Below are 26,259 nucleotides of genomic sequence, written 5' to 3' on the forward strand. Positions count from 1 at the left end.
AAATTTAATAAAAAGTAAAAAGCATTAACTCTTAAATAGTTAATGCTTTTATGTGTAAATTGAATTTGAATTGATTTTTTTGCAATAACTTAAACTAAACTAGTAGTTTTAATTATTCTTAACAGTTTATCATCTGCTTAAATATCTTCAAAAGAAACGTTTGTGAAGTTTTCTGTAGAAATTAACTCCTCTACTATTTCTTCACCTTCTTCTTTTTTATAATCTTTTTGGTGACGTTCACTAATTACTTCTGAACCTTTTTCGTTTACAATAAAATCTGTTGCTTTATTTAGCATTTCTTTAAAGTCAGAAAAATCTTCTTTGTATAAGTAAATTTTATGTTTTTGATAATGAAAAGAACCATCATCATGTGTAAATTTTTTACTTTCAGTTACTGTTAAATAATAGTCATCTGCTTTTGTAGATCTTACATCAAAAAAGTAGGTTCTTCTTCCTGCTCTTAAAACTTGTGAAAAAATTTCTTCTTGTTCTACTCTCTCTCTCTCACTCATAGTTCGTTTCTTTAAATAATAATTTTTTACCTAAAATTGCTCAACAAATCTAATAAAATAATTGACTTGGCAATACAAATCGTTAAATTTCTTTTTCTAAAATTTGTTGTTTATAAAGCTCTTTATAATATCCATTTATTTTTATTAACTGATTATGAGACCCTTGCTGAATAACTTTACCAGCATCTAATACAATTATTTTATCAGCATTCTTAACTGATGAAACTCTATGGCTAATTATGATTGTTGTTTTATTATTAGACACACGCTCTAAATTTAACAGTATTTTTTGCTCTGTTTCTGTATCAACAGCCGATAAACAATCATCAAAAATTAATATTTTAGGATTCTTTATAATTGCTCTGGCAATGGCAGTTCTTTGCTTTTGTCCTCCAGATAAAGTTACACCTCTTTCACCTAAAATAGTTTGATAACCATTTTTAAAGTTTATAATATTATCATGAATTACCGCATTTTTTGATGCTTCAATAATTTCTTGTTCAGTGGCATTTTCTTTTCCAAATTTAATATTATTCTGAATCGTATCAGAAAACAAAAAAGGATCTTGAGGAACAAAACCAATTTGATTTCTTACATCATATAAATTACATTCTTTAATATTTTTACCATCTATTAAAATTTCACCTTCGGTAGCATCATATAATCGAGAAATTAAATTTATAATTGTCGATTTCCCGCTTCCTGTTGTTCCTAAAATAGCCAAAGTTTCTCCTTTTTCGATGACTAAATTCACTTTTTTTAATGCTGTAATATTAGTATCATCATAAGTTAATGAAACATCTTTAAATTCAATTTTACCTATTATTTCTGTAGCTGTATTGGTGTTATTTTGAACTTCAGGAACTTGCTCTAAAAATTCATTAATTCGTTTTTGCGAAGCTTCGGCTTGTTGCACTGTCGAAGTTACCCAACCAACTACAGCTACTGGCCAAGTAAGAATATTTACATACATTACAAACGCTCCGATTGCCCCTAATTGGATTTCGCCAGCAATATATTGTTGCCCTCCAATGTATAATACAATAATATTGCTAATTCCTATTAATAAAATCATTAACGGAAAAAATAATGCTTGAACTTTATGTAATTCAATATTTTTCTCTTTGCTTTTATCTGCTATTTCATCAAAAGAAGCTATTACTTCTGATTCTATGGCGTAAGATTTAACAACATTAATCCCTGAAAAAAACTCTTGATTAAAGGTTGTTAATTTTGATAAATATTGTTGAACAACGGTACTTCGTTTATTTATTTGCTTGCTTAGTACAAAAATAGATATCGATAAGATTGGAAACGGTATCATAGTATATAAAGTCAACTTTGGAGAAATAGCGTACATTTGGCTAAACCCGATAATTAACGAAATTATCATATTTAAAGTGTACATAATTGCAGGACCAAAATACATACGCACCTTAGAAACATCCTCACTTATACGGTTCATTAAATCACCTGTTCTATTTTTTTTGTAAAAATTAGTAGATAATCGTTGATATTGCTGATAAATTTCATTTTTTAAATCAAATTCAATCATTCGCGACATTACAATAATGGTTTGTCGCATAAAAAAAGTGAAAAATCCACCCAATAAAGTAACTCCAATAATGAGCATTATATTTTTAAATAAAACAGTTTTTACTTCGGATAAATCTGTTATTTTCCCTAGTTGATAATCCTCTACAACATTTAATGAATTCCCTACAAAATCAGGGATTTTAAGTGTCAAAATTTTTGCCAATATCGTAATTACGATTCCTAAAAATAATCTCCATTTATATTTTATAAAGTATTTATTAAGATATTTTAATGATTTCAAAGTGAAAAAGTATTTTGGGGTTAACAGTTTTAATCTAACAAACGTTTTTATTATAGATAATGTAATTTACACATCTATTTTTGCCTACCTTTTAATGATTCCCTATTTTTGTATTCAACTTTTTGAGGTTTTTAAAACATCCTTAAAATTAAAAGCAAAACAAATGACATCAGAAATCATTGATATTAAAGACCTTAAAAATGACCCAGTATTTGGTCAATTATCTTTTGACAATCACGAACAAATCGTTTTTTGTAATGACGAAGATACAGGTTTAAAAGCAATAATTGGTATTCATAATACAACATTAGGACCTGCTTTAGGAGGTACTAGAATGTGGCAATATAAAAGTGAATGGGAAGCTCTTAACGACGTATTACGTTTATCTCGTGGTATGACCTATAAATCAGCTATTACAGGATTAAACCTTGGTGGTGGTAAAGCAGTAATTATAGGAGATGCAAAAACTCAAAAAAACGATGCTTTAATGCGTAAGTTTGGAGAATATGTAAATTCTTTAGGAGGAAAATACCTTACCGCAGAAGATATTGGTATGGAAACTCGTGACATGGATATTATTCGTGAAGTAACGCCACACGTAACAGGTGTTTCTGAAGCTATTGGTGGTTCAGGAAATCCATCTCCTGTAACTGCTTACGGAGTTTATATGGGAATGAAAGCTGCAGCTAAATATCGTTTTGGATCAGATAATTTAGCTGGTAAAAAAGTGTTAGTTCAAGGTGTTGGACACGTTGGTGAAACTTTAGTAAAACATATTACTGATGAAGGTGCACAAGTAATTTTAAATGATATTAACGAAGTTCGTTTAGAAGAATTAAGTAAAAAATACGGTGCTAATGTTATTTTAGGAAATGATATTTACGGTTTAGATGTTGATATTTATGCTCCATGTGCCTTAGGTGCTACATTAAATGACCAAAGTATTGTGCAGTTAAAAGCCAAAGTTGTTGCTGGTGCAGCTAACAATCAATTAGCTGATGAGTTAAAACATGGTAAATTATTAAGAGAAAAAGGAATTGCTTACGCTCCTGACTTCTTAATTAATGCTGGTGGAATAATTAATGTTTACGCCGAAGTTGCTGGTTACGACAAGGCTGAAAGCCTAAAAAGAACCGAAAACATCTATAATACTACCCTAGATATTTTCAACTTAGCAGACAAAGAAAGTATTACAACACATCAAGCTGCTTTTAATATTGCACAAGCTAGAATCGATGCTCGTAAAAAAGAACAAAATAACTAGTTAAAAAACAAAAAAGTTTTATTTTTGCAGAGCGATAGAAATACTTTCTATCGCTCTTTTTTTTAAAAGTTCTTTAAAATGATTAACAGAAGACATATTCGAGTTAAAGTAATGCAGTCGGTTTATGCAATGCAACAATCGCACAGTGATAATATTGTAAAAGAAGAAAAGTTCTTAAAAGACAGCATTGATAAAATGTATGACTTATATGTTCTTAACCTTCAGCTATTGATTCAAGTTCAAAAATTAGCTAACAAGCGAATAGTACTTTCTAAAAAGAAAATACTTGCTACTAAAGAAGATTTAAATCCTAACACTAAATTTGCTGATAATAAAGTTATCGATAAATTAAGTGAAAGTAGTAGTTTAAATGCATATGTTGAGCTTCATGAACTTAATTACTGGGAACTTGACAATGAATATGTTCGTATTATCTTAGACGAATTACTAAATAGTGATTTGTATAAAGAATATATGAATAACCCAAAAGATTCATATCATGTAGATAACGCTTTTGTTATTGCTTTTTTCAAAGAAATTATAGCACCTAACGAAAAATTAGCAGATTATTTTGAAGATAAAATGATTTCTTGGATTGATGATATTCCTTTTGTAAATACTTGGATTGTTAAATCATTAAATAAACAAAAAGAACAAAATCCGTTTATATTAGGAAGCTTATATAAAGATAGTGAAGATAAACAATTTGTATCTAAATTATTTACAAAAACTGTTTTACATCAACATACCTACGAAGAAGATATCATTGAAAAAACACCTAACTGGGAGGCAGATAGAATTGCAGATATTGACATGATTATTATTAAAATGTCTATTACTGAATTCTTACATTTTCCGTCAATACCTAGTAGAGTAAGTATTAATGAATATATCGAAGTAGCGAAGGACTACTCGACCAATAAAAGTGGCTATTTTATCAATGGTGTTTTAGATAAATTATCAAAAGATTATTTGGCATCAGAGAAGATGGTTAAAATTGGTAGAGGTTTATTATAAAAAATTATTATTTTTACCAAAACAATTTAAAATATTTTAACATGAAGAAAATAGCAATAGCAATTGCATTTGTTCTTTCAACAGGAATGTTAGTTTCTTGTGGTCAAAACAATGCAGCATCTAAAGTAAAGAAAGAAAATGTAGAAAGTGCTGAAAAAAGAGATGTCTCTATTAGCAAAGGAACAGCTTCTATTTCTTTTGATAAAGAAGAGCATAATTTCGGAACTGTTAACGAAGGTGATGTTGTAAAAACTACTTTTGTTGTAACAAACACGGGTAAAACTGATTTAGTAATTACAAATGCTAAAGCTAGTTGTGGTTGTACAGTGCCATCATGGCCGAAAGAAGCAATTGCTCCTGGAAAAACTGGAGAAATACAAGTCAGCTTTAACACTAACGGAAAACCAAATAAACAATCTAAATCAATAACTTTAACTACAAATACTGAAAAAGGTAGAGAAGTTGTTAAAATTACTGGTATGGTAACTCCTAAAAAGAAAGCAGTATAATGTTTACAACAATATTTTTACAAGGAAGTACTCAAGAAAGTATTATGAATATGCTTCCTTTTATAGCAATGATAGCTGTTTTTTATTTCTTGATTATTCGTCCGCAAATGAAGCGTCAGAAAAATGAAAAGAAATTTCAAACTACTGTTCAAAAAGGAATCAAAGTAGTTACAAGTAGTGGTATTCATGGTAAAATTGTTGAAATAAACGATACTGATAATACAATTACTATTGAAACTGGTGCAGGTAAAATTAAGTTTGAACGCTCTGCCATTTCAATGGAATTAAGTAAAAAATATAATACAGAGGTTAAATAATAACATCAGTATGATATAAAAAAGAGCGCTAATTAGCGCTCTTTTTTTGTTTTTTATGTAGATTGCATCATATTAAATAATTTGAAAAAAAAAATTAACATACCTAAAACATTTTTTAGTTTTTTATCAGCATCTATACTTTTTTGGCTACTAATAAATCTATCCAAAGAATATACTACTGAAATAAAAATGGAAACGATATACACAAATGTTGCTATCCAAAAAACAGTTATTGATACACCTGTTAAAAATATTACATTACTTGTAAAAGGAAGTGGTTTTAAATTAATTGCTAGTAGTTTTACAATACCAAAACTGACATTAAACTTAAAAAAAGCTACTAAAAAGAAAGCTAACAACTATTTTTTTACAACTAAAAAACTGCATAAAACAGTACAATTAAAATTAAATTCAGGTATTGAATTAATCAAAATTCAAAGAGATACTATTCCATTAAAAATGGGAACATTACAATCAAAAAAAATTCCTTTAAAAACAAATTTAGAACTCACCTTTCAACTCGGTCATGATTTAGCTACGCCAATAAAAATAACACCTAGTCATGTTTTAATTTCAGGAGAAGCTTCTTTAATCGATAAAATTACTAGTTTAAATTTAAAAAAAATAAAACTAGAAAACATCTCTGAAAGTACTACGCTTAAAGCAACTATTGAAATACCTAAAAAACTAAGGATAGAAACTTCTTCTGCTAAAATAAATATCATTGTCGATAAATTTACAGAAGGAGAAATAGAAATACCGATATCAATAAAAAATGCACCAAAAAATATAAATATATTTCCTAAAAAAGTGAAAATAATTTATAAAGTAGGTTTAAAAAATTTCAATAAAATTAACGCAAATTTATTTAAGATAGAATGTGATTATAAACAAGTAATAATGAATGGAACAACCTATTTAACGCCTAAGTTAATGAAGTTTCCAGATTCAATTACTCTTATAAGAATTGTTCCCAAAAAAATAGATTTTTTAATACATAAATAATGGTTATAGGTTTAACAGGTGGTATTGGTAGTGGAAAATCTACTGTTATAAGAATGTTTTCTAAATTTAAAAATAACGCTATTTATATTGCTGATGATGAAGCTAAAAAACTAATGAATTCTTCAGATGAAATTAAGACTAAATTAATTTCAGAATTTGGAAAGGAAGTATATATTAACGATGTACTTAATAAACCATATTTAGCAAATATTGTTTTTAATGATAAAGAAAAATTAGCAATTTTAAATACTATTGTTCATCCTGTAGTAAACGACCATTTGCAAAAATTCATACTTAAAAACAAAGACAAAGCTTATGTTTTATACGAAAATGCAATACTTTTTGAAAACGGAAGTAATTCTTTTTGTGATAAAATAATAACAGTAACAGCTCCTGAAAAAATTAGAATTGAACGTGTTTTAAAAAGAGATGCTTCAACAATTGATGCTGTTAAAAGTCGTATTCAAAATCAATGGAATCAAAATAAAAAAGCAATACAATCTAATTATATTATTGAAAATACAACTCTTTCCAAAACAGAAAAAAAAATTGCTGATATTCATACTATTTTAACAAAAAAAAAGAATAATTCCTCTTTTATAAATAATCTTTGTTAAATTTATCTTAATTTCACAGAAACTTAGTTAATATAAGTTAAAAGCAACCTCACCTTCATTTTATTAATTTATTTTTGAATAATGAGTAAGAAAATCTTTATTCTTATTGTTGTTTTAATGAGTATTTCTTTAATAGGAATTATATCTGTTCAAGTTTATTGGATAAAAGATGCAGTAAGAAATAAACAACAACAATTTGACAACAATATTAAAATTGCATTAGCAAGAACCTCTGAAAGGATTAAGGATAGAGAGTACGCTGATTTTTTTCAAAATAACCAAGAATTTCTTAAAGATAAAAAATTTGTTTCTGATGCAGAAATAACTACCTATTTATTTCAACAAATAGATACTACCAATAAAAGAAAATTCACATTTGGAACAACTATTTTAGGAGAAAGCATAAAAATGCCTGGTGATTTTATTAACAATGATTCTATTATTATTAAACGCTATTCAGGAAAACAAGATTTTTATTTTTCCCAAATAATGAAATCATCTAATAAAGATTTTACTCCTTTTACTAAAGAAAGTAGTGTTTCACGATTTAAAACATATCCAAAATTTAATAAGCAACTAATTGAAAATGTACTTCGTGAAAGAAAAATACGCTATCCTATTAATGAAAGAATTAGTAACAAAGAGCTAAATTTCACAATAAAAGAAGAGTTAGCCAAAATGAATATTACACAAAATTTTAAATATGGTGTGTATGAAGATGGATTAGCTACTCAATTAAAATCTGGTTATTTCAACATACAGCCAAACGATGCAAACTATCCATTATTAGCAGATGATAATGGTATTAGTAAGTATAAACTATATATCAAATTTCCTAATGAACAAAAAAAAATATTATCAGAAATATTTAAAGTTTTAGGGCTTTCATTATTATTTATAGTTATTATTATTGCTGCTTTTGCAACATCATTATATCAGTTAATTCGTCAGAAAAAAATATCTGAAATAAAAACAGACTTTATTAATAATATGACGCACGAGTTTAAAACACCTATTGCAACAATAAATTTAGCTTTAGATGCTATTAAAAACCCACAAATAATATCAGATCAAGAAAAAGTAAAACGCTATGTAAAAATGATTCGTGAAGAAAATAAACGAATGCACGGACAGGTAGAAAATGTTTTAAGAATTTCGAGATTAGAAAAAAATCAGATTGAAATTAGTAAAGATGCTACTGATATGCACGATACTATTGAGGAAGCTATTGAACACATTCAATTATTAGTAGATGATAAAAAAGGAACTGTAAACGCACATTACGAAGCAATATCAACAGAGGTTCTTGGAAATCAATTTCATTTAACTAATATTATTGTCAATATATTAGAGAATGCTTTAAAATATTCAGAGGATACACCTAAAATTGATATTTACACCGAAAGCACCAATAAATACTTTATTTTCAAAGTAAAAGACGAAGGTATTGGAATGAGTAGAAATGCTCAGAAATATATTTTTGATAAGTTTTATAGAGAACATAACGGAAACATACACAACGTAAAAGGGCATGGTTTAGGATTGGCTTATGTTAAAGAAATAATAGATAGCCATCATGGCTTAATTTATGTTGAGAGTGAAAAAGGTAAAGGAAGCTTATTTACAGTGAAATTACCATTAATATAAAAATAAAAAAATGGGAAGCAAAAAAATATTATTAGTAGAAGATGATCCAAATTTTGGAACAGTTCTTAAAGATTATTTAGCATTAAATGACTACAATGTTACACTTGCAAAAGATGGTATTGATGGTTTAATTATGTTTAAAAATGGCGAATACGATTTATGTATTTTAGACGTAATGATGCCTCGTAAAGATGGGTTTTCATTAGCATTAGATATACGTGCAACCAATAAAGAAGTGCCTATTATATTTTTAACTGCTAAGACATTAAAAGAAGATGTTTTAAGAGGTTACCAAGTTGGAGCAGACGATTATTTAAATAAACCTTTTGATTCAGAAGTTTTATTACATAAAATAAAAGCTATTTTACAACGTAAAGAAAGCGAAAGTTCTAGTGAATCTGATGAGTTTGAATTTAAAATTGGTGGATTCGAATTTAACTCTAAATTACGTCACCTTTCACTTAACGGTGCTGAAGCTCAAAAACTTTCTCCAAAAGAAAGTAAATTATTAAGAATGTTAGCAATGCATAAAAATGATTTAATGCCTCGTGAGCTAGCCTTAACAAAAATTTGGAGAGATGACAACTACTTTACATCTAGAAGTATGGATGTGTATATTGCTAAACTTAGAAAATACTTAAAAGAAGATGAAAATGTTGAAATCATCAATATTCATGGTGAAGGATTCAGATTATTAGAAAAAGTATAAACAGTTTTCTAATAAATAAATTATTTAATAAAGACTTCCTTTTCCCAGGGAGTCTTTTTTATTTTCAATAAATGTAACAATAATTATATTTAGTCGTCAAACACTTATAATCAACAAAATATAAAAACTTGGAAACAATTTTATCAATAAAAAATCTCGATAAGAAATATGGTAAAGTTCATGCCGTAAATAACTTATCTTTTGATATTCAAAAAGGAAATGTTTATGGAATTCTTGGACCTAACGGAAGCGGAAAATCGACAACTTTAGGTATTGTATTAAATGTTGTTAACAAAACTTCGGGTAACTTTAGTTGGTTTAATGGTAAATTATCTACTCATGAAGCTTTAAAAAAAGTAGGTGCTATTATAGAGCGTCCTAACTTTTATCCATATATGACAGCTGTTCAAAATTTACAGTTGATTTGTAAAATAAAAGGAGTTTCATTTAATAAAATTGAAGAAAAACTAAAAATTGTAAACCTTTTCGACAGAAGAAAAAGTAATTTCAATACTTATTCTTTAGGTATGAAACAGCGTTTGGCTATTGCTTCTGCTTTATTAAATGATCCTGAAATATTAATTTTAGATGAACCTACAAATGGTTTAGATCCGCAAGGAATTCATGAAATTCGTCAAATAATTAAAGATATCGCCAAAAACGGAACTACTATTTTACTAGCCTCTCACCTACTTGATGAAGTTGAAAAAGTTTGTACTCATGTTCTTATTATAAGAAATGGTATAAAACTATATAGTGGTAAAGTTGATGAATTAACAACAACTACTGGATTTTTTGAACTAAGTAGCCAAAACAATGAAGAGTTAATAAAGTTGTTAGACAATCATCCTTCTATCGGAAATATTAAAAAAGAAAATGACATTTTAATTGCACAATTAACATCTGATTTATCATCATCAGAAATAAATCAATTTCTTTTTAAAAATAACGTAATACTTTCACATTTAGTAAAACGTAAGCCTAGTTTAGAACAACAATTTTTAGATTTAACCAACAACAACTAACACCTTCATTATGTTTCGACTTTTAAGTATAGAGTTTCATAAATTAAAATATAACAAAGCTAGTAAAGCACTTTCAATTATCTATTTTGCATTGTTAACATCTGTAGCCTTAATAGCTGCTGTTAAGTTTGATCTTGGTCCTATTAAATTTCATTTAGCCGATCAAGGTATTTTTAATTTCCCTTATATATGGCATTTTAACACTTACATTGCTGCTATTTTTAAATTCTTTTTACTACTTGTAATTGTTTCTATGATGACTAATGAATACAGTTATCAAACATTAAAACAAAACCTAATTGATGGCTTAAGTAAAAAAGAATTTATACTTTCTAAATTTTACACAGTAATTGTTTTTTCTTTAATATCAACTATTTTTGTTTTTATTGTATCATTAATACTGGGAACTATTTATTCAGATTTTAATGAAATTTCTATCATTTTAACCGATTTAAGTTATCTACTTGCTTTTTTCACTAAACTTTTAGGTTTCTTTTCTTTTGGATTATTTTTAGGAATATTAATTAAACGATCCGCATTTGCAGTAGCAACAATGATTGTTTGGTTTATTATAGAAAGTATGGTAAAAGGTTATTTATACTGGGTATTTAAAGATTTAAAAACAAGTACCGATGAAGCTGTTAATTCTATTATGCAATTTTTTCCACTAGAAGCAATGGCTAATTTAATTAAAGAACCTTTTTCTAGACTAGGAGCTGTTAAATCTGTAGCGAATCAAATAGGTGCTAATTTTACAAAAAATTATGAGGTAAGTTTTTTAAATATTATTATTGTATTAGCTTGGACTTTTATTTTCATCTATGCTTCATATATTTTATTAAAAAGAAGAGATTTATAAATATAATTACCTGTCTTTATTTAAGATTTACAACGAATAATTCCTTTACTAACTATCAGATAATAAAATTAATTATTAACTTAAAAATAGTTATATATAAAATCACTATTTTTATAAAAGTTATATACCTTTATAGACACTTATTAAAAAATAATTTGAACTAAAATATCCCTATTAAAAGTAGGGATATTTATTATTTAACTGTTTTATTTATTATTATCTATATATGAAAATATTACTAAGCACATTTGTATTCTTTATTATTTTTTTACCATTAAAAGCACAAACAACCATACAGGTTAATAATGTTAATGATGTAGAAGCTTTATATAATCCTAAAGACCTTATTGAAAAAGTTCTTATTGATAATAACTGTACATCAATAACAAACATAAATTCTTCTGTTTCAGGGTCTCCTTCTGATAGACAAAATAAAAGTTATGGTTACTTTAAAAGTAAAGTAGGAAGTACTTTCCCTTTTAAAGAAGGTATTGTTCTTTCAACAGGAAAAGCTTTTCCTATTAGCGGTACCTCTTTAGGTAATTTAAATTCACCAACAACAGGAAAAGGCGATACTGATTTAAGTACATCTTTAAACGAACCTAGTCTAAATGATGCAAGTGTTATTGAATTTGACTTTATTCCAACATCAGATGAAATAAGTTTTCGATATTTAATGGCTTCTGAAGAATACCAAGGTACTTTTCCTTGTACTTTTGCAGATGGTTTTGCTTTCTTATTAAGAAAATCAGGAACAACAACTTATAAAAATCTTGCAGTTATACCAAATTCTACTACTCCAGTAAGTGTTAAAAATGTTCATGCAGCTATTATTGGTGGCTGTCCTGCTAAGAATGAAACGTATTTTGCTGGTAATAACCTTGGGGATACAAATTTTGATGGTCGAACAAAAGTTCTTACAGCTAAAGCTACTGTAACTCCTAATGTAACATATCATATAAAATTAGTGATTGCTGATAATTCAGATAATCAATATGATACTGCTGTGTTTTTAGAAAAAGGAAGTTTTAATTTAGGCTTAGATTTAGGTACTGATTTATCATCTACTACACAAAGTAGCGTTTGTGGTACAGAGAAATTATTAACTTCTAATATTACAGCAAACAATTATCAATGGTATAAAGATGATGTAATTATTCCACTAGCTACAAAAAAAGATTATTTAGCTAATTTAGGTAACGGAAAATACACCTGTAAAATTATTGATGGATCGTGTAGTGATGAAGATGATATTTTATTAGAATTCTCAGAAAGTCCAATAAATAACATAAGTATTTCTCCGCTTTTAACTTGTAATAATAATTTAAATATTCAACTAGATTTAACATCTAAAACAAACGAAATATTAGCAGGACAAGATGACACAAAATTTGAAGTATTATTTTATAGTGATGCACTATATACAACTCAAATAACAACACCTATTAATTATACAAACCTTACTAATAATGATATTATTTATACAAGAATAAGGAATATAATAGCTACAAATTGTTTTGTTGATAACTCTTTTAATTCTATTATTACAGGAAACCCAATAATTCAAACTCCTGTAAACTATGAAGAATGTGACGATACTTTTAATGGAACAGATACTGATGGTTATTTTAATAATTTCTTACTAAACACAAAAGATTCTGAAATTTTAGGAGCTTTAGATCCTGTTATTTATGAAGTTTCTTATCACACAACTTTAATTGGTGCTCAAACAGATAAAAATACTGCTGTTATTGATAAAAATACTGCGTATAAAAATACAGTAACTAACACTCAAAAAGTTTATGTTAGAGTCCAAAATAAAAGTAATGCTAATTGTAATGATACATCTAAATCATTTAATTTAGTTGTAAACTCATTACCTGTAACTACAAATACGGTAACATTAGAACAATGTGATACAGATGCTGATTTAAATACTACAATTAATTTAACATTAGCTCAAAAAAATATTTCAGTAAATCACCTCAACGAAACCTTTAAATATTATCCTACTGAAAATAATGCCATAAATGATACTGCTGAAATTATCAACAAAACAACACACCCTGTAACAAATGGCTCTTCTGTTTGGGTAAAAGTTTTTTCTGATAAAAAGTGTTCTCGTATAGCTAAGATTGATATTATTGTTGGATATGCTACTGATGTAGCTTATAATGCAAATGGAGGATTTAAAAGTTGTGATGATTTTTTAGATATTGACGGAAATGACAATCTTAATAATAACGATACCGATGGTATTTCTGTTTTTGATTTAAGTAGTGTTTCAACAGATGTAAAAGCATTATTCCCAATAGCTAATAGACCTAATTTAAAGGTTTTAATATTTGAAAGTATTATCGATAGAAATGCTGTTCAAAATGAAATAACTAACCTATCTAATTATCGTAATAAAAATCTCCCTGCTAAAACACCACAATCACTTTATATTAAAATTATTGATAAAACAAACAATAATTGTACAGGTCTTGGTAGTTTTACTATTTGGGCACAACAGCCTCCTATTGCTAAAGGTGTTGCTAATTTTGAGCTTTGTGATGATTTTAATAGCGGTTCTTTTATCGATGGAAAAAGTAGTAACATTAATTTAAGAGATCGTGTTTCTGATATTTTAGGAACAACACAAGCTATCTCTGATTATACTGTTACTTTTCATACTACAGCTGTAGATGCTAATTCAGGAAATTCACCAATAATAAATGACACCAATTACACAAATCAAACTAAAGATAAAGAAACCATTTACGTACGTGTTGTAAATAATAATACTGGTTGTTTTAATAATCATTTAACTTTTGATATTATCATTAATAGATTACCTATTATATCAAATAAAATTCCTGATTTAGAAATATGTGATATTCCAACTATTGCTGATGGAAATTCAAGAAATGGATTTGCTCAAAATATTAATTTATCAGAAAGAGATATTGATATATTAAACGGTAGAGACGCTACGCTTTTTGAAGTTAGCTATCATAACACTTTACAAGATGCTACAACAGGAAACAATCCTCTTCCTAAAAATAATTATTCAAATAAACTAGCAACAACCATAGTTCCTCCTGCTATTCCTTTAAATGATAATCCTGCTATTGAAAATATTCATATTAGCTTATTAGATAAAACAACTGGTTGTAGATATGGTATTAGTAAATTTCAATTAATTATTCATCCTGAACCTTTAATCCCTTTAAATATTACTGATTATACTGATTGTGATAACCAAACAGATAATAATTCCGATGATGCAAATGGTATTAATGGAGACATTACTCTTAAAAATAAAACACTTGAAATTTTAGATGAATATCCTAAAAATCAACAGAGTAATTATATTGTTAGTTTTCACGAAAGTTTAGCCGATGCTAAATCAGGAACTGCTCCTATAAATGAAAATAATTATGAAAACACAATCAATAATCAAACAATTTTTGTTAGAGTTCTGAATACTAAAACATCTTGTGTAAATACCAATTTAACATTCAATATTCGTATAAATCCATTACCTTCTTTTATGGTAGATACTACTGTTATTGTTTGCCTAAATAATCCTCAAACAAAATTAGAAGCAATAAATCCAAATGCAACTTATGGTTATCAATGGACTTTAAAAGGAAACCCTTCGGATATTCTTAGTACAGATACTTTTTATGATGTACAAAAAGGAGGTACTTATATTGTTACAGCAACAATGCTTGATACTACAACTTGTAAAAGAAGCTACGAAATAGTAGTAAATGAATCTGAAATAGCTACTTTAAATGAAGATGATATTGTTATTGTAGATGATACAAATAATAGCGGATTAGATGCTTATGCTATAAAAATAATTACAGAAAATCAAAACTTAGGTATTGGTGATTATCAATTTTCTCTTATAGATGAAGATGGTAATCAAACTATTTTTCAAGATGAGCCTGTATTTGAAAACATTACAGGAGGTATATATACCATCGTAGTAAACGATAAAAATGGTTGTTCACCTAATGCTATGTTAGATGTTTCTGTTATTCAGTACCCTAAATTTTTTACTCCTAACGGTGATGGACATAATGATACATGGAGAGTAAAAGGAGCAAATTCTAGTTTTTATCCTTCAAGTAATATAACTATCGTTAATAGATATGGAAAAATTGTAGCCATAATTGCTATTGATGACCAAGGTTGGAACGGTTACTATAATGGAAAAATACTTCCATCAAGTGATTACTGGTTTAAAATTGAACTTATAGACAGAAAAGGAAAAGCTCATCAACATCAAGGTCATTTTTCTTTACTAAGAAGATAAAACACTTTTTATACTTATTTAATACGGATAGTTTTTAAGACAAACTATCCGTATTTTTGTTTTATGAATTTTGAATTACACTCCGATTTTAAACCAACTGGCGATCAACCAACAGCTATAAAACAATTAGTAAACGGATTAAATACCGATGAAAAATATCAAACATTATTAGGTGTTACAGGTTCTGGTAAAACCTTTACAGTAGCAAATGTAGTTGCCGAAGTTAATCGACCTACATTAGTACTAGCTCATAATAAAACTTTAGCAGCACAATTATATTCAGAATTCAAGCAATTTTTCCCTAACAATGCTGTCGAATATTTTGTTTCTTATTATGATTATTATCAACCGGAAGCATATATTCCTGTTACGGGTACTTTTATCGAAAAAGATTTATCAATCAATGATGAAATAGAACGTCTACGAATTAGCACATCTTCTTCCTTACTTTCTGGTCGTAGAGATATTATCGTTATTGCTTCTGTTTCTTGTTTATATGGTATTGGGAATCCGAATGAATTCAAAAAAAATGTTATTCCGATAAAAGTCGATCAACAAATTTCACGTACCAAATTTTTACATCTATTAGTTACAAGTTTATATTCTCGAACAGAAACAGAAATAAAAAGTGGAACTTTTAAAGTAAAAGGAGATGTTGTAACTATTTATCCATCGTATGGCGATAGCGGTTATCGTATTCATTTTTTTGGTGATGAAATTGAAGAAATTGAAACTTTTGAAATCGAAGGAAATAAAATAATTGAAAAATTAAACGAACTAACAATTTATCCTGCAAATCTTTTTGTTACTTCTCCTGATGTTTTACAAAATGCCATTCATAAAATACAAGATGATATGGTAATACAGGTAGATTATTTTAAAGAAATCGGCAAACATTTAGAAGCAAAACGCTTATTAGAACGAACCGAATTTGATTTAGAAATGATTCGTGAATTAGGCTATTGTTCTGGTATCGAAAATTATTCTAGATATTTAGACGGTAGAGATCCTGGTACACGTCCGTTTTGTTTACTAGATTATTTTCCTGATGATTATTTAATGGTTATTGATGAAAGTCATGTTACGATACCACAAACTCACGCCATGTATGGAGGCGATAAAAGTAGAAAAGTAAATCTTGTTGAATATGGTTTTCGCTTACCTGCGGCGATGGATAATCGTCCTTTAAAATTTGAGGAATTTGAAGAGTTACAAAATCAAGTAATTTATGTATCGGCAACACCTGCCGATTATGAATTACAGAAAACCGAAGGCGTTTTTATTGAGCAAGTAATTCGTCCAACAGGTTTATTAGATCCTATAATTGAGGTTCGTCCGAGTGAAAATCAAATTGATGATTTAATTGAAGAAATTCAAATTCGTGTAGAAAAAGATGAACGTACCTTAGTTACTACCTTAACAAAACGAATGGCGGAAGAATTAGCCAAATATTTAACCAGAATTCAAGTTCGTTGTCGTTATATTCATTCTGATGTAGATACTTTAGAACGTGTGCAAATAATGCAAGATTTACGAAGAGGTTTGTTTGATGTTTTAATTGGTGTAAATTTATTACGTGAAGGTTTAGATTTACCTGAAGTATCTTTAGTTGCTATTTTAGATGCCGATAAAGAAGGTTTTTTACGTAGTCATAGATCGATAACACAAACTGTTGGTAGAGCTGCAAGAAATGTAAATGGACGCGCTATTTTATATGCTGATAAAATAACCAATAGTATGAAACGTACTATGGATGAAACTAATTACAGAAGAGAAAAACAAATAAATTACAATACTGCTAACGGAATTACACCAACTCAAATAAACAAAAAGTTAGATAATACACTTTCTCAAGATACTATTACTTCTTTTCATTATGATAATGCTATTCAAAAAGTAGCAGCACAAGACTTAGAGTACTTACCCAAAGAAGAAATAGAAAAACGAATTAGAGCTAAACGAAAACAAATGGAAGAAGCTGCCAAATCTTTAGATTTTATGGTAGCAGCTAAACTACGTGATGAAATTGCTATTTTAAGAAAAAACTTGGAATCATAAAAAATCCGGCTAATAATAAATGAAAAAGCATAAAAAAAAAATATTTCTAATAATTACATTTCTATTTTTAGTACAACAATGCACCGATATTAATTTAATTCCCGCATTTGTATTAAATAAAAGTGATTACAAATATTTAAGCAATAATATTAGTTCTAAAAATTATGTTGTAAACAGAATTTCAGAATATAATTATTCATTTATTACGTATGATACAATCAATAATTATTTTATTATGGATGATTCATACAGTAAAATAAAAATAGATTATAAGGGAGATATAAAAATAAAAATACCACATCCTTCTGGAAATTTACCTTACAAAACACATTATGTATTTACAGACAGTACGATATGTGACCTTTCTAAAGATAGATTACAAATGATTCAATATTATAAAAAAATAAATCCTGATAAACATAACTGGTTTTTATTATTTGAAGAATATTACAATAAAGCAACTACCGTTATTTATGGAAATGATGATAAAATCTATTTAAAAATTAAAGAAGGTTGGATTCTTTTTCGGACACTTAATGGACCTTATTTAGACGGCGAACATATCACTGAAAAAACATTAAAAGGATATCCTGCAAAATACAGAAAGTTAATCTATCTAAAAGATTTAAAATCCTATAGATATTCAGATTGGAGCGAAGAAAGATATTATCCTGAAGATAAAATAAAATACTTAAACCAAAAAATAAAGAAAATTTCATTTAAAAAAAGAGGCATTTCTGAAACATTTACATATACTTCAATAATTTCTCAGCATTTTGGAATTGAGTACTATAAATTCAAAAAAAGAAATGAATATATTAGGTTTAAAGAAAGTGCTAGTAAATACCCTTTTATATTTTTTAAATCTAAGCGATATGTAAGTCATTATAATATTCCTGAAAAATTTAAGACAAAAACAGAAGTCTCATTTATGGACTGTTCTTATCCTTCAAACCAATACGAAAGTAAAAGTGATGGTTTATATATTGTTAAGCCCAAATAATTAGTTTTATAATTTTTTAAAATAAAGCAAAAAAAGGCTTCTATAATATTCATAGAAGCCTTTTAATAAAATAAGTTTATTTTTTTAAAATTATTTAGATACAACTAAAGTAACTGGTAAATTATACACCTCAGAGGTAACTTTCCCTGCTATTTTTTTATAATTTAAGCTATTTTTGATATAATTTTCTATAATTTCATTATCTTCTTTTGAATTTACTGATAATACAATCATTTCATTTTTACTATTTACTGTCAACTTAACAATAACAGATACGCTTGATTTCAATTGAAATTTAGGATTCTTTAATAATTTATGAACCTCTTTGTTTATTAATACTAATTCTTCTTTTTTATCTGAAGGATTTGTAGTGTTAGCAAATGTATTTAATGTTAAAAAAAGTGCTACTAATAAAAATTTAATTGTTTTCATAATCTTGTTTAATAAGGTATTTAACCAAATTGTTTGTTTTTCTTTATAATTTTTTATTTTTCATCAACTATTATAGCTAATAAAATATCAAATGTTACTCGGTTTGCAAACCACTACAAACTTACATTGAAATAGCTGTTGTAATGTTAGATAACCTTTAACATAAGCTCATAAAAAAGTTATCTAAAAATACAAACCTCTAGAAAACAACTTTAAACACTAACTAACAACAACTTACAAAAAAAAAGATTTTCACAATAAAAGATAATTAAGAATACACATCTTACAAACAATAACTTAAAATGATTAACAGATATATAATTATAAGACTTATTTTTAGTTAAAAAACATCTTAACCATAAATTTACATTACAGATATCCTAGTAAATTTTACATTTTTCAAATAAAAAAAGTTTTTGAATTAAGTAATTAATCTCTCTATCAAAATACTTCTATCTTTTTTAAAAAACAAAAAAGGCTTTTATGAAAATCATAAAAGCCCCTTACTATTAAAAAAACTACTTACTTTGATGCTACTAATTTAACAGGTAAACTATAAACTTCTGTATTAACTTTTTCTGCTATTTTTCTGTAATTTAAACTTGATTTAATATAATTTTCTATACTATTATTTTCATTTTTTGAATTTACCGATAATACAATAATTTCATTTTTACTATTTACTGTCAATTTAACAATTACAGATATATTAGATTTTAATTGAAATTTAGGGTTTTTTAATAATTTTTGAACTTCCTTGTTTATTCTTGCTAAATCTTCTTTTTTATCCGAAGGATTTGTAGCACTAACAACTAATACATTTACTGATAAAAAAAGTACGACTAATAAAAATTTAATTGTTTTCATAGTTTTGTTTAATAAGGTAGTTAACCCAATTTTGTTTTCTTTATATTTTTTATTTTCTATTATTCGGTTTGCAAACCACTACAAACATACTACTAAACAACTGTTTTAATGTTAGTTAACACTTAACAAAAACTCATTAAACGGTTACTCAAAAGCACCTTAAATGTTAATCAAATCAAAAAGTATAAAAAACTGTAAAACAATAATTTAGACAAAATATAAAATTTACTATAATCAGATAAAAAGAAGACGGTAACATCAGTAATATTGTAAAGAAGTATGTCAATAGTTAAAAAATAGACAATAAAAAAAGCCTACTTTAAAAAAGTAGGCTTTAAATATTTAAGTAAGAATTAATTTACATTGCTAATAGCAAATAAAAATTAAGCTTTTAAAACTTCTGCAACTTTATCAGCAGCTTCTTGAAATTCAGTAGCTGAAATAATTTCCATTCCACTGTTATCAATTAATTCTTTAGCTTCTTTAGCATTAGTTCCTTGTAAACGACAAATAATAGGCACATTAATTCTGTCTCCCATACTTTTGTAAGCATCTACAACACCTTGAGCAACACGATCACAACGAACGATTCCTCCAAAAATGTTTACTAAAATAGCTTTTACGTTAGTATCTTTTAAGATAATTCCAAAAGCTTTTTCAACACGTTCAGCATCAGCAGTACCACCAACATCTAAAAAGTTAGCTGGTTCACCACCTGCTTGTTTAATTAAATCCATAGTTCCCATTGCTAAACCAGCTCCGTTTACCATACATCCAACATTTCCATCTAAATCTACATAGTTTAAACCTGCAGCTTTAGCTTCTACTTCAATAGGATTTTCTTCACGAATATCTCTCATTGCAGCATAATCTTTATGACGATATAAAGCGTTTTCATCTAAAGTAACTTTAGCATCAACAGCCATTATTTTATCATCAGATGTTTTTAACACAGGGTTGATTTCAAACATTGCTGAATCAGATTTGATGTATGCAGTATATAAAGCACTAGCAAACTTTACCATTTCTTTTAAAGCACCACCAGTTAAACCTAAGTTAAAAGCTATTTTACGAGCTTGAAAAGGCATTAACCCTAAAGCAGGATCTACTTCTTCTGTAAAAATTAAATGAGGAGTTTCTTCTGCTACAGTTTCAATATCCATACCACCTTCTGTAGAGTACATAATCATGTTTCTACCAGTTGCACGATTTAATAAAACCGACATGTAAAATTCATCTGGTTCACTAGTTCCAGGATAATATACGTCTTCACATATTAAAACTTGGTTTACTAATTTACCTTCTGCTGAAGTTTGAGGAGTAATTAACATCATTCCTAAAATATCATTAGAAATACTTTTTACGTCTTCTAAGTTTTTAGCCAACTTAACTCCACCACCTTTTCCACGACCACCTGCGTGTACTTGTGCTTTAATTACGTGCCAACCTGTACCGGTTTCTTCAGTTAATTGCTTTGCTGCCGTAACAGCTTCTTCTGGTGTATTTGCAACAATTCCTCGTTGAATACGAACCCCAAAACTGTTTAATATTTCTTTACCTTGATATTCGTGTAAGTTCATTAGATATGAATTTTTAAAGTCGAACAAAAATACAAATTCAATTTATAATACATTACTATTTATAATAATTATTACTAATTTCTTATAACTTTTATTTTTAATTTTATTTTCCATTAATTGTAACATCTTTTATTTTAACATGTCTTTTTATGTAATTAACATTAATTTGTGATTTAAAAGTATAAATCATAAATATTTTTACAAATAAATATAAGCTAACTATCAACTATGTATAAAACCACAACATTACTAATTTTAATACTATTTATATCTAAAGGAGTTGTAGCTCAAGAAATTAATAAAAACAGAAAAAAAATAACTGCAACTCGTATAAAAACTCCGCCTGTTATTGATGGAATTATAGACGAATCAATATGGGAAACAGTTCCTATTGCCAAAGATTTTGTAATGTTACGTCCTACAAACGGACAAAACGAACCAAGTACTCATAAAACAGAAGTTAAATTAGTATATGATAATGACGCTATTTATGTAAGTGCTTTAATGTATACTCCAAATCCATCTAAAATACCTGCTGAATTTAACAATAGAGATGTTGTTGGTAATTCTGATTTTTTTCAATTGATGATTAATCCAAATGATGATGGACAAAATCCAACTATGTTTATTGTTACAGCTTCAGGAGTTCAAGCAGATTCGAAAGTATCTACAGGTAATGAGGACTTTAATTGGAATGCTGTTTGGCGAAGTGCTGTTAAAATAAATAACGATAATTGGTCTGTAGAAATGAAAATACCGTATCGTGCGTTACGTTTTTCAAATAGTCCTATACAATCTTGGGGAGTTAATTTTCATCGAGAAATAAAAAATTTAAATGCCCGTTTTACTTGGAATCCTATTGATAATACACAAGGAAACTGGACACAATACGACGGTTTAGTCGAAGACTTTAAAAATATAACACCTCCTACTCGTTTAAATTTTTATCCATATGCATCAGCAACAACAACTTCTTTTGAAGGAAAAACAGATTTTGATTGGAGTGTTGGTATGGATTTAAAATATGGACTTACCGAAAATTTTACTTTAGATGCTACTTTAATTCCTGATTTTGGGCAAACAGCTTTTGATAATGTTACCTTAAATTTAGGTCCTTTTGAACAACAATTTTCAGAGCAAAGACAATTTTTTACAGAAGGAACAGAACTTTTTTCAAAAGGACGCTTATTTTATTCTCGTAGAATTGGAGGTGCTCCAATAAATGATGCTTCTGTAAATGACGATACAGAAACACTAGTTGATTCGCCTGAAAAAGTACAAATGCTAAATGCTATAAAAATTTCTGGGAGAACAAAAAAAGGTTTAGGTATCGGTTTTTTTAATGCTGTTACTAGTAAAACAGAAGCTATCATTAAAAATAACTCAACAAAAGAAGTTAGAAAGGAAATAATCAATCCACTTTCTAATTATAACATTTTAGTTTTAGATCAGCAATTTAATCAAAATTCATCTGTAACTTTAATTAATACAAACGTTACTAGAGATGGAAGTTTTAGAGATGCAAATGTTACAGGTTTACTTTGGCATTTAGAAAATAAAAGCAGTACTTATAATATAGATGGCTCTCTTAAAATGAGTAATATTTATGATGATGAAGACGCCCCTAATACAGGTTATACTTTTGATACAAGTATTGGTAAGCAATCTGGGAACTGGAGAGGTGAAATTGGGTACAACTTAAAAAACAAAGATTTTAATCCTAACGATATGGGTATTCTTTTTAGTAATAATGAACAAGCAATATATGGCTTTACAGAGTATCGTGTATTAAAACCAAAAGGTATGTTTAATAACTATAGAGTAAATCTATCTTACAATGTTAATTTTTTACATAAACCAAATACTTATACAGGTACTAACACCAATATATCTTTTCGTGCGCAAACTATAAAACGTTTTGATTTTGGAGGACGTATAAATTATAATAGCGCTAGAAAAGATTTTAATGAACCTAGACAAGGTACAACAAGTGGAATTTACTTTAAAAGACCACAAAGAATACGCATTAGTCATTGGGGGTCTACAGATTACAGAAATAAATTTGCTATTGATTATGACTGGAGGTATTCTTTTTTCAAAAATAATCCAAAAGAAAATTATGGCTTTAAAATCTCTCCAAGATATCGTTTTAATAATCAATTTTCTTTAGTTTATGCTTTTAGATATGGACACACTAATAACGGGCAAGGTTTTGTAAATGAAATCAATCAAGAAGATATCGATGAAAACCCTGAACTTTCTCCTTTTTTAGATGACATTATCTTTGGTCAAAGAGATTGGAGTACCTTCAATAATTCTTTAACAGGAAAATATAGTTTTAATACAAAATCGACACTTTCTTTATCTTTCAGACATAATTGGAGTAAAGTTCCTTATCATGACCAATTTTACTCTTTAAATAAAAATAATGGTGAATTAACTGAAAGTAATTATACTGATATTCATCATACAAATTTTAATAGCTGGAATGTTGATGTCAATTATTTATGGCAATTTGCGCCAGGTAGTCAATTAACTGCTTTTTACAGAAATACAATTTCTAATGATACAGATATTGCTACTCAAAATTTCTCAGAAAATTTAGAATCACTTTTAAAAGAATCAAACCGACATACATTTTCTGTCCGTCTTGTTTATTTTATTGATTATAATAATATCAAAAAATTAATTTAAAACTAACTTTATCTATATTTTTGAAATCAGATACTCTTTAAAAGTTTATCTGATTTCTTTTTTATACATTCGTTACATTGAAAATAAAACTATGATTGTTGCTAAAAATATCCATAAATACTATGGTGATGTTGAAATTTTAAAAGGAGTAAATCTTCATATCAAAAAAGGTGAAATTGTTGCTATTGTTGGTCCTTCTGGAGCAGGAAAAACAACCTTACTTCAAATTTTGGGAACTTTAGATACTGCTCAAAAAACTCAAAATCATGATTTACTGCTAAATAACATTTCAGTAAAAGATTTAAGTGATAAAGAAATTTCTTCTTTTAGAAATAAACACATTGGATTCATTTTTCAATTTCATCAACTATTACCTGAATTTACTGCACTTGAAAATGTGTGTATTCCTGCTTTTATTGGTGGAAAATCAAAAAATGAAACAGAAAAAAGAGCCAAAGAATTATTATCTTTCTTAGGATTATCGCACAGAGAAAGTCACAAACCAAATGAACTTTCAGGTGGAGAACAACAACGTGTTGCAGTTGCAAGAGCTTTAATTAATAAACCAGTTGTTATTTTTGCTGATGAACCTTCTGGAAATTTAGATTCTACATCCGCAGAAAACTTACACAAATTATTTTTTGAACTTCGTGATAAATTCGGACAAACATTTGTTTTGGTAACTCACAACAAAGAATTAGCCGAAATGGCAGACCGTACTTTAACTATGAAAGACGGAGTTATTATTGAATAATTTTTATAATGAACAAAACTGAACTTAAAGAATTCTTAGACGAAAAAGTAATAAAATACAATAATCCAGATTTTATAGAAAGTGACCCTATTCAAATTCCACATCAATTTTCTTTAAAACAAGATATTGAAATAGCTGGTTTTTTATCGGCTACAATTGCTTGGGGAAATCGTAAAATGATTATACGAAATTCTTTAAAAATGGTTGAGTTACTTGGTAATTCTCCTTATGATTTTGTTATGAATCATACCGAAGATGATTTAGCTTCTTTTGATGGATTTGTACATCGTACTTTTAATGCTGATGATTTTAGGCAATTTATTAAATCGCTTAAAAACATTTATCAAAATCACAACGGATTAGAAGCAGTTTTATCAACAAATAATACAGATAATTATCAATTAGCTATTCATAATTTCAAACAAATATTTTTTGAAATTCCACATCAAAAAAGAACTTTAAAACACGTTTCTGATCCTTTAAAAGGTTCGGCTTCAAAACGCATAAATATGTTTTTACGCTGGATGGTTAGAAACGATAAAACAGGCGTAGATTTAGGTATTTGGAAAACTCACAATCCTGCTCACTTACACTGTCCGTTAGATGTTCATTCAGGAAATGTTGCTCGTAAATTAGAAATTCTAACAAGAAAACAAAACGACTGGAAAGCTTTATTAGAATTAGATATCACCTTACGAGAATTTGACAAAAAAGATCCTGTAAAATATGATTTTGCTTTATTTGGATTAGGTGTTTTTGAAAAATTCTAAGTAAAAAATGCAAACATTTACACATTACTTTTTACATTTCGGATTCCCTATTTTAATAGCTTATTTTTTTTTCAATAAAAATTGGATAAACATAGCGCTCATTTTAATAAGCACTATGCTTGTCGATTTAGACCATCTACTTTCTACTCCAATATTCCAAGCAAACAGATGCAGTTTTGGTTTTCACCCACTACACACCTATTATGCCATGCTAATTTACGTAGTATTATTATTCTTAAAAAAGCCTTATAACATTATTGGTTTAGGGCTTTTACTGCATATATTTACCGATTTAATCGACTGTTTATTTATGTACAACAACTGTAAACAATGCTATATTAACACAACTGCCGAACCTATTTTAAAACAAATAACAAGTTTTTTTTAGCGTATTATAATAATGATTTGAAGCTAATCCCGCTTTCCGCACTCGCTTTTTTTTGAAGAAAAATCAAAAAAAGAGCTCAAACAATT

At 27.6% G+C, this 26,259-nt stretch carries 22 protein-coding genes; 17 read left to right on the forward strand and 5 right to left on the reverse strand.

All coding sequences use genetic code 11. The annotated features are described in order from the left end of the window. Positions 1-137: 137 nt before the first annotated feature. Together AB0T67_RS03585 and AB0T67_RS03590 are read right to left on the reverse strand one after the other, a co-directional pair. Positions 138-512, reverse strand: coding sequence for a PUR family DNA/RNA-binding protein (locus AB0T67_RS03585; RefSeq protein ID WP_369219188.1), 375 nt, complete (start codon positions 510-512; stop codon positions 138-140). 82 nt (positions 513-594) lie between these two features. Beyond that, the gene (locus tag AB0T67_RS03590) at positions 595-2,349 is read right to left on the reverse strand and encodes an ABC transporter ATP-binding protein (RefSeq protein WP_369219189.1); all 1,755 of its coding nucleotides are present in this window, start codon (positions 2,347-2,349) and stop codon (positions 595-597) included. A gap of 163 nt (positions 2,350-2,512) precedes the next feature. Here AB0T67_RS03590 and AB0T67_RS03595 point away from each other — a divergent pair, with 163 nt between their 5' ends. From AB0T67_RS03595 to AB0T67_RS03655, 13 genes are all read left to right on the forward strand, one after another. Continuing rightward, positions 2,513-3,613, forward strand: coding sequence for a Glu/Leu/Phe/Val family dehydrogenase (locus tag AB0T67_RS03595; protein ID WP_369219190.1), 1,101 nt, complete (start codon positions 2,513-2,515; stop codon positions 3,611-3,613). Positions 3,614-3,691: 78 nt separating this feature from the next. Then, the gene (gene nusB, locus AB0T67_RS03600; RefSeq protein WP_369219191.1) at positions 3,692-4,630 is read left to right on the forward strand and encodes a transcription antitermination factor NusB; all 939 of its coding nucleotides are present in this window, start codon (positions 3,692-3,694) and stop codon (positions 4,628-4,630) included. Positions 4,631-4,671: 41 nt separating this feature from the next. Continuing rightward, positions 4,672-5,139 (forward strand): DUF1573 domain-containing protein, encoded by a 468-nt coding sequence (locus AB0T67_RS03605; RefSeq protein ID WP_369219192.1) that lies wholly within the window; start codon positions 4,672-4,674, stop codon positions 5,137-5,139. Then, complete coding sequence (gene yajC, locus AB0T67_RS03610; RefSeq protein ID WP_369219193.1) at positions 5,139-5,456, forward strand: preprotein translocase subunit YajC; 318 nt, start codon at positions 5,139-5,141, stop codon at positions 5,454-5,456. Before AB0T67_RS03605 ends, yajC begins: the two co-directional genes overlap by 1 nt. A gap of 189 nt (positions 5,457-5,645) precedes the next feature. Beyond that, entirely contained in the window at positions 5,646-6,461 is an 816-nt protein-coding gene (locus AB0T67_RS03615) for a CdaR family protein (protein WP_369219194.1), read from the forward strand. Continuing rightward, positions 6,461-7,078, forward strand: coding sequence for a dephospho-CoA kinase (gene coaE / locus AB0T67_RS03620; protein ID WP_369219195.1), 618 nt, complete (start codon positions 6,461-6,463; stop codon positions 7,076-7,078). Before AB0T67_RS03615 ends, coaE begins: the two co-directional genes overlap by 1 nt. 81 nt (positions 7,079-7,159) lie before the next feature. Then, the gene (locus tag AB0T67_RS03625) at positions 7,160-8,725 is read left to right on the forward strand and encodes a sensor histidine kinase (RefSeq protein WP_369219196.1); all 1,566 of its coding nucleotides are present in this window, start codon (positions 7,160-7,162) and stop codon (positions 8,723-8,725) included. 10 nt (positions 8,726-8,735) lie between these two features. Continuing rightward, positions 8,736-9,434 carry a response regulator transcription factor gene (locus AB0T67_RS03630; RefSeq protein ID WP_271231754.1) on the forward strand — a complete coding sequence of 233 codons (699 nt, stop codon included), beginning with the start codon at positions 8,736-8,738 and terminating at the stop codon, positions 9,432-9,434. 128 nt (positions 9,435-9,562) lie between these two features. Further along, positions 9,563-10,459 (forward strand): ABC transporter ATP-binding protein, encoded by an 897-nt coding sequence (locus AB0T67_RS03635; RefSeq protein ID WP_369219197.1) that lies wholly within the window; start codon positions 9,563-9,565, stop codon positions 10,457-10,459. A 10-nt stretch (positions 10,460-10,469) separates the two neighbouring features. Further along, on the forward strand, positions 10,470-11,318 hold the full coding sequence (locus AB0T67_RS03640; protein ID WP_369219198.1) for an ABC transporter permease: 849 nt from the start codon (positions 10,470-10,472) through the stop codon (positions 11,316-11,318). A gap of 226 nt (positions 11,319-11,544) precedes the next feature. Further along, positions 11,545-15,627 carry a choice-of-anchor L domain-containing protein gene (locus AB0T67_RS03645; protein ID WP_369219199.1) on the forward strand — a complete coding sequence of 1,361 codons (4,083 nt, stop codon included), beginning with the start codon at positions 11,545-11,547 and terminating at the stop codon, positions 15,625-15,627. A gap of 63 nt (positions 15,628-15,690) precedes the next feature. Next, complete coding sequence (uvrB, locus tag AB0T67_RS03650) at positions 15,691-17,685, forward strand: excinuclease ABC subunit UvrB (RefSeq protein ID WP_369219200.1); 1,995 nt, start codon at positions 15,691-15,693, stop codon at positions 17,683-17,685. A gap of 19 nt (positions 17,686-17,704) precedes the next feature. Then, positions 17,705-18,688: a hypothetical protein gene (locus tag AB0T67_RS03655; protein ID WP_369219201.1), complete on the forward strand. Its 984-nt coding sequence runs from the start codon at positions 17,705-17,707 to the stop codon at positions 18,686-18,688. 90 nt (positions 18,689-18,778) lie between these two features. Here AB0T67_RS03655 and AB0T67_RS03660 read toward each other — a convergent pair whose 3' ends face one another. From AB0T67_RS03660 to sucC, 3 genes are all read right to left on the reverse strand, one after another. Next, complete coding sequence (locus AB0T67_RS03660; protein ID WP_271231748.1) at positions 18,779-19,120, reverse strand: hypothetical protein; 342 nt, start codon at positions 19,118-19,120, stop codon at positions 18,779-18,781. A gap of 522 nt (positions 19,121-19,642) precedes the next feature. Then, positions 19,643-19,987, reverse strand: a complete 345-nt coding sequence (locus tag AB0T67_RS03665) for a hypothetical protein (RefSeq protein WP_369219202.1) — start codon at positions 19,985-19,987, stop codon at positions 19,643-19,645. 383 nt (positions 19,988-20,370) lie between these two features. Beyond that, positions 20,371-21,567 (reverse strand): ADP-forming succinate--CoA ligase subunit beta, encoded by a 1,197-nt coding sequence (gene sucC, locus AB0T67_RS03670; protein ID WP_271231746.1) that lies wholly within the window; start codon positions 21,565-21,567, stop codon positions 20,371-20,373. A 228-nt stretch (positions 21,568-21,795) separates the two neighbouring features. Here sucC and AB0T67_RS03675 point away from each other — a divergent pair, with 228 nt between their 5' ends. The 4 genes from AB0T67_RS03675 (at position 21,796) to AB0T67_RS03690 (ending at position 26,173) form a co-directional block, all read left to right on the forward strand. Further along, positions 21,796-24,261, forward strand: a complete 2,466-nt coding sequence (locus AB0T67_RS03675; protein WP_369219203.1) for a DUF5916 domain-containing protein — start codon at positions 21,796-21,798, stop codon at positions 24,259-24,261. A gap of 91 nt (positions 24,262-24,352) precedes the next feature. Then, complete coding sequence (locus AB0T67_RS03680; protein WP_369219204.1) at positions 24,353-25,015, forward strand: ABC transporter ATP-binding protein; 663 nt, start codon at positions 24,353-24,355, stop codon at positions 25,013-25,015. Positions 25,016-25,023: 8 nt separating this feature from the next. Continuing rightward, entirely contained in the window at positions 25,024-25,785 is a 762-nt protein-coding gene (locus AB0T67_RS03685) for a TIGR02757 family protein (protein ID WP_369219205.1), read from the forward strand. A gap of 7 nt (positions 25,786-25,792) precedes the next feature. After that, positions 25,793-26,173 (forward strand): DUF6122 family protein, encoded by a 381-nt coding sequence (locus AB0T67_RS03690; protein ID WP_369219206.1) that lies wholly within the window; start codon positions 25,793-25,795, stop codon positions 26,171-26,173. The last annotated feature ends 86 nt before the right edge of the window (positions 26,174-26,259 follow it).

Origin of the sequence: Tenacibaculum salmonis (assembly GCF_041053065.1) — a bacterium.
In the GTDB taxonomy this organism is placed as follows: domain Bacteria; phylum Bacteroidota; class Bacteroidia; order Flavobacteriales; family Flavobacteriaceae; genus Polaribacter; species Polaribacter pacificus_A.

Excerpts from the sequence above, each read along its gene's own strand:
- AB0T67_RS03585 (WP_369219188.1), bottom strand. The coding sequence starts at position 512 with ATGAGTGAGAGAGAGAGAGTAGAACAAGAAGAAATTTTTTCACAAGTT.
- AB0T67_RS03595 (WP_369219190.1), top strand. The coding sequence starts at position 2,513 with ATGACATCAGAAATCATTGATATTAAAGACCTTAAAAATGACCCAGTA.
- nusB (WP_369219191.1), top strand. The coding sequence starts at position 3,692 with ATGATTAACAGAAGACATATTCGAGTTAAAGTAATGCAGTCGGTTTAT.
- AB0T67_RS03605 (WP_369219192.1), top strand. The coding sequence starts at position 4,672 with ATGAAGAAAATAGCAATAGCAATTGCATTTGTTCTTTCAACAGGAATG.
- yajC (WP_369219193.1), top strand. The coding sequence starts at position 5,139 with ATGTTTACAACAATATTTTTACAAGGAAGTACTCAAGAAAGTATTATG.
- AB0T67_RS03615 (WP_369219194.1), top strand. The coding sequence starts at position 5,646 with ATGGAAACGATATACACAAATGTTGCTATCCAAAAAACAGTTATTGAT.
- coaE (WP_369219195.1), top strand. The coding sequence starts at position 6,461 with ATGGTTATAGGTTTAACAGGTGGTATTGGTAGTGGAAAATCTACTGTT.
- AB0T67_RS03625 (WP_369219196.1), top strand. The coding sequence starts at position 7,160 with ATGAGTAAGAAAATCTTTATTCTTATTGTTGTTTTAATGAGTATTTCT.
- AB0T67_RS03630 (WP_271231754.1), top strand. The coding sequence starts at position 8,736 with ATGGGAAGCAAAAAAATATTATTAGTAGAAGATGATCCAAATTTTGGA.
- AB0T67_RS03640 (WP_369219198.1), top strand. The coding sequence starts at position 10,470 with ATGTTTCGACTTTTAAGTATAGAGTTTCATAAATTAAAATATAACAAA.
- AB0T67_RS03645 (WP_369219199.1), top strand. The coding sequence starts at position 11,545 with ATGAAAATATTACTAAGCACATTTGTATTCTTTATTATTTTTTTACCA.
- uvrB (WP_369219200.1), top strand. The coding sequence starts at position 15,691 with ATGAATTTTGAATTACACTCCGATTTTAAACCAACTGGCGATCAACCA.
- AB0T67_RS03655 (WP_369219201.1), top strand. The coding sequence starts at position 17,705 with ATGAAAAAGCATAAAAAAAAAATATTTCTAATAATTACATTTCTATTT.
- AB0T67_RS03660 (WP_271231748.1), bottom strand. The coding sequence starts at position 19,120 with ATGAAAACAATTAAATTTTTATTAGTAGCACTTTTTTTAACATTAAAT.
- AB0T67_RS03665 (WP_369219202.1), bottom strand. The coding sequence starts at position 19,987 with ATGAAAACAATTAAATTTTTATTAGTCGTACTTTTTTTATCAGTAAAT.
- sucC (WP_271231746.1), bottom strand. The coding sequence starts at position 21,567 with ATGAACTTACACGAATATCAAGGTAAAGAAATATTAAACAGTTTTGGG.
- AB0T67_RS03675 (WP_369219203.1), top strand. The coding sequence starts at position 21,796 with ATGTATAAAACCACAACATTACTAATTTTAATACTATTTATATCTAAA.
- AB0T67_RS03680 (WP_369219204.1), top strand. The coding sequence starts at position 24,353 with ATGATTGTTGCTAAAAATATCCATAAATACTATGGTGATGTTGAAATT.
- AB0T67_RS03685 (WP_369219205.1), top strand. The coding sequence starts at position 25,024 with ATGAACAAAACTGAACTTAAAGAATTCTTAGACGAAAAAGTAATAAAA.
- AB0T67_RS03690 (WP_369219206.1), top strand. The coding sequence starts at position 25,793 with ATGCAAACATTTACACATTACTTTTTACATTTCGGATTCCCTATTTTA.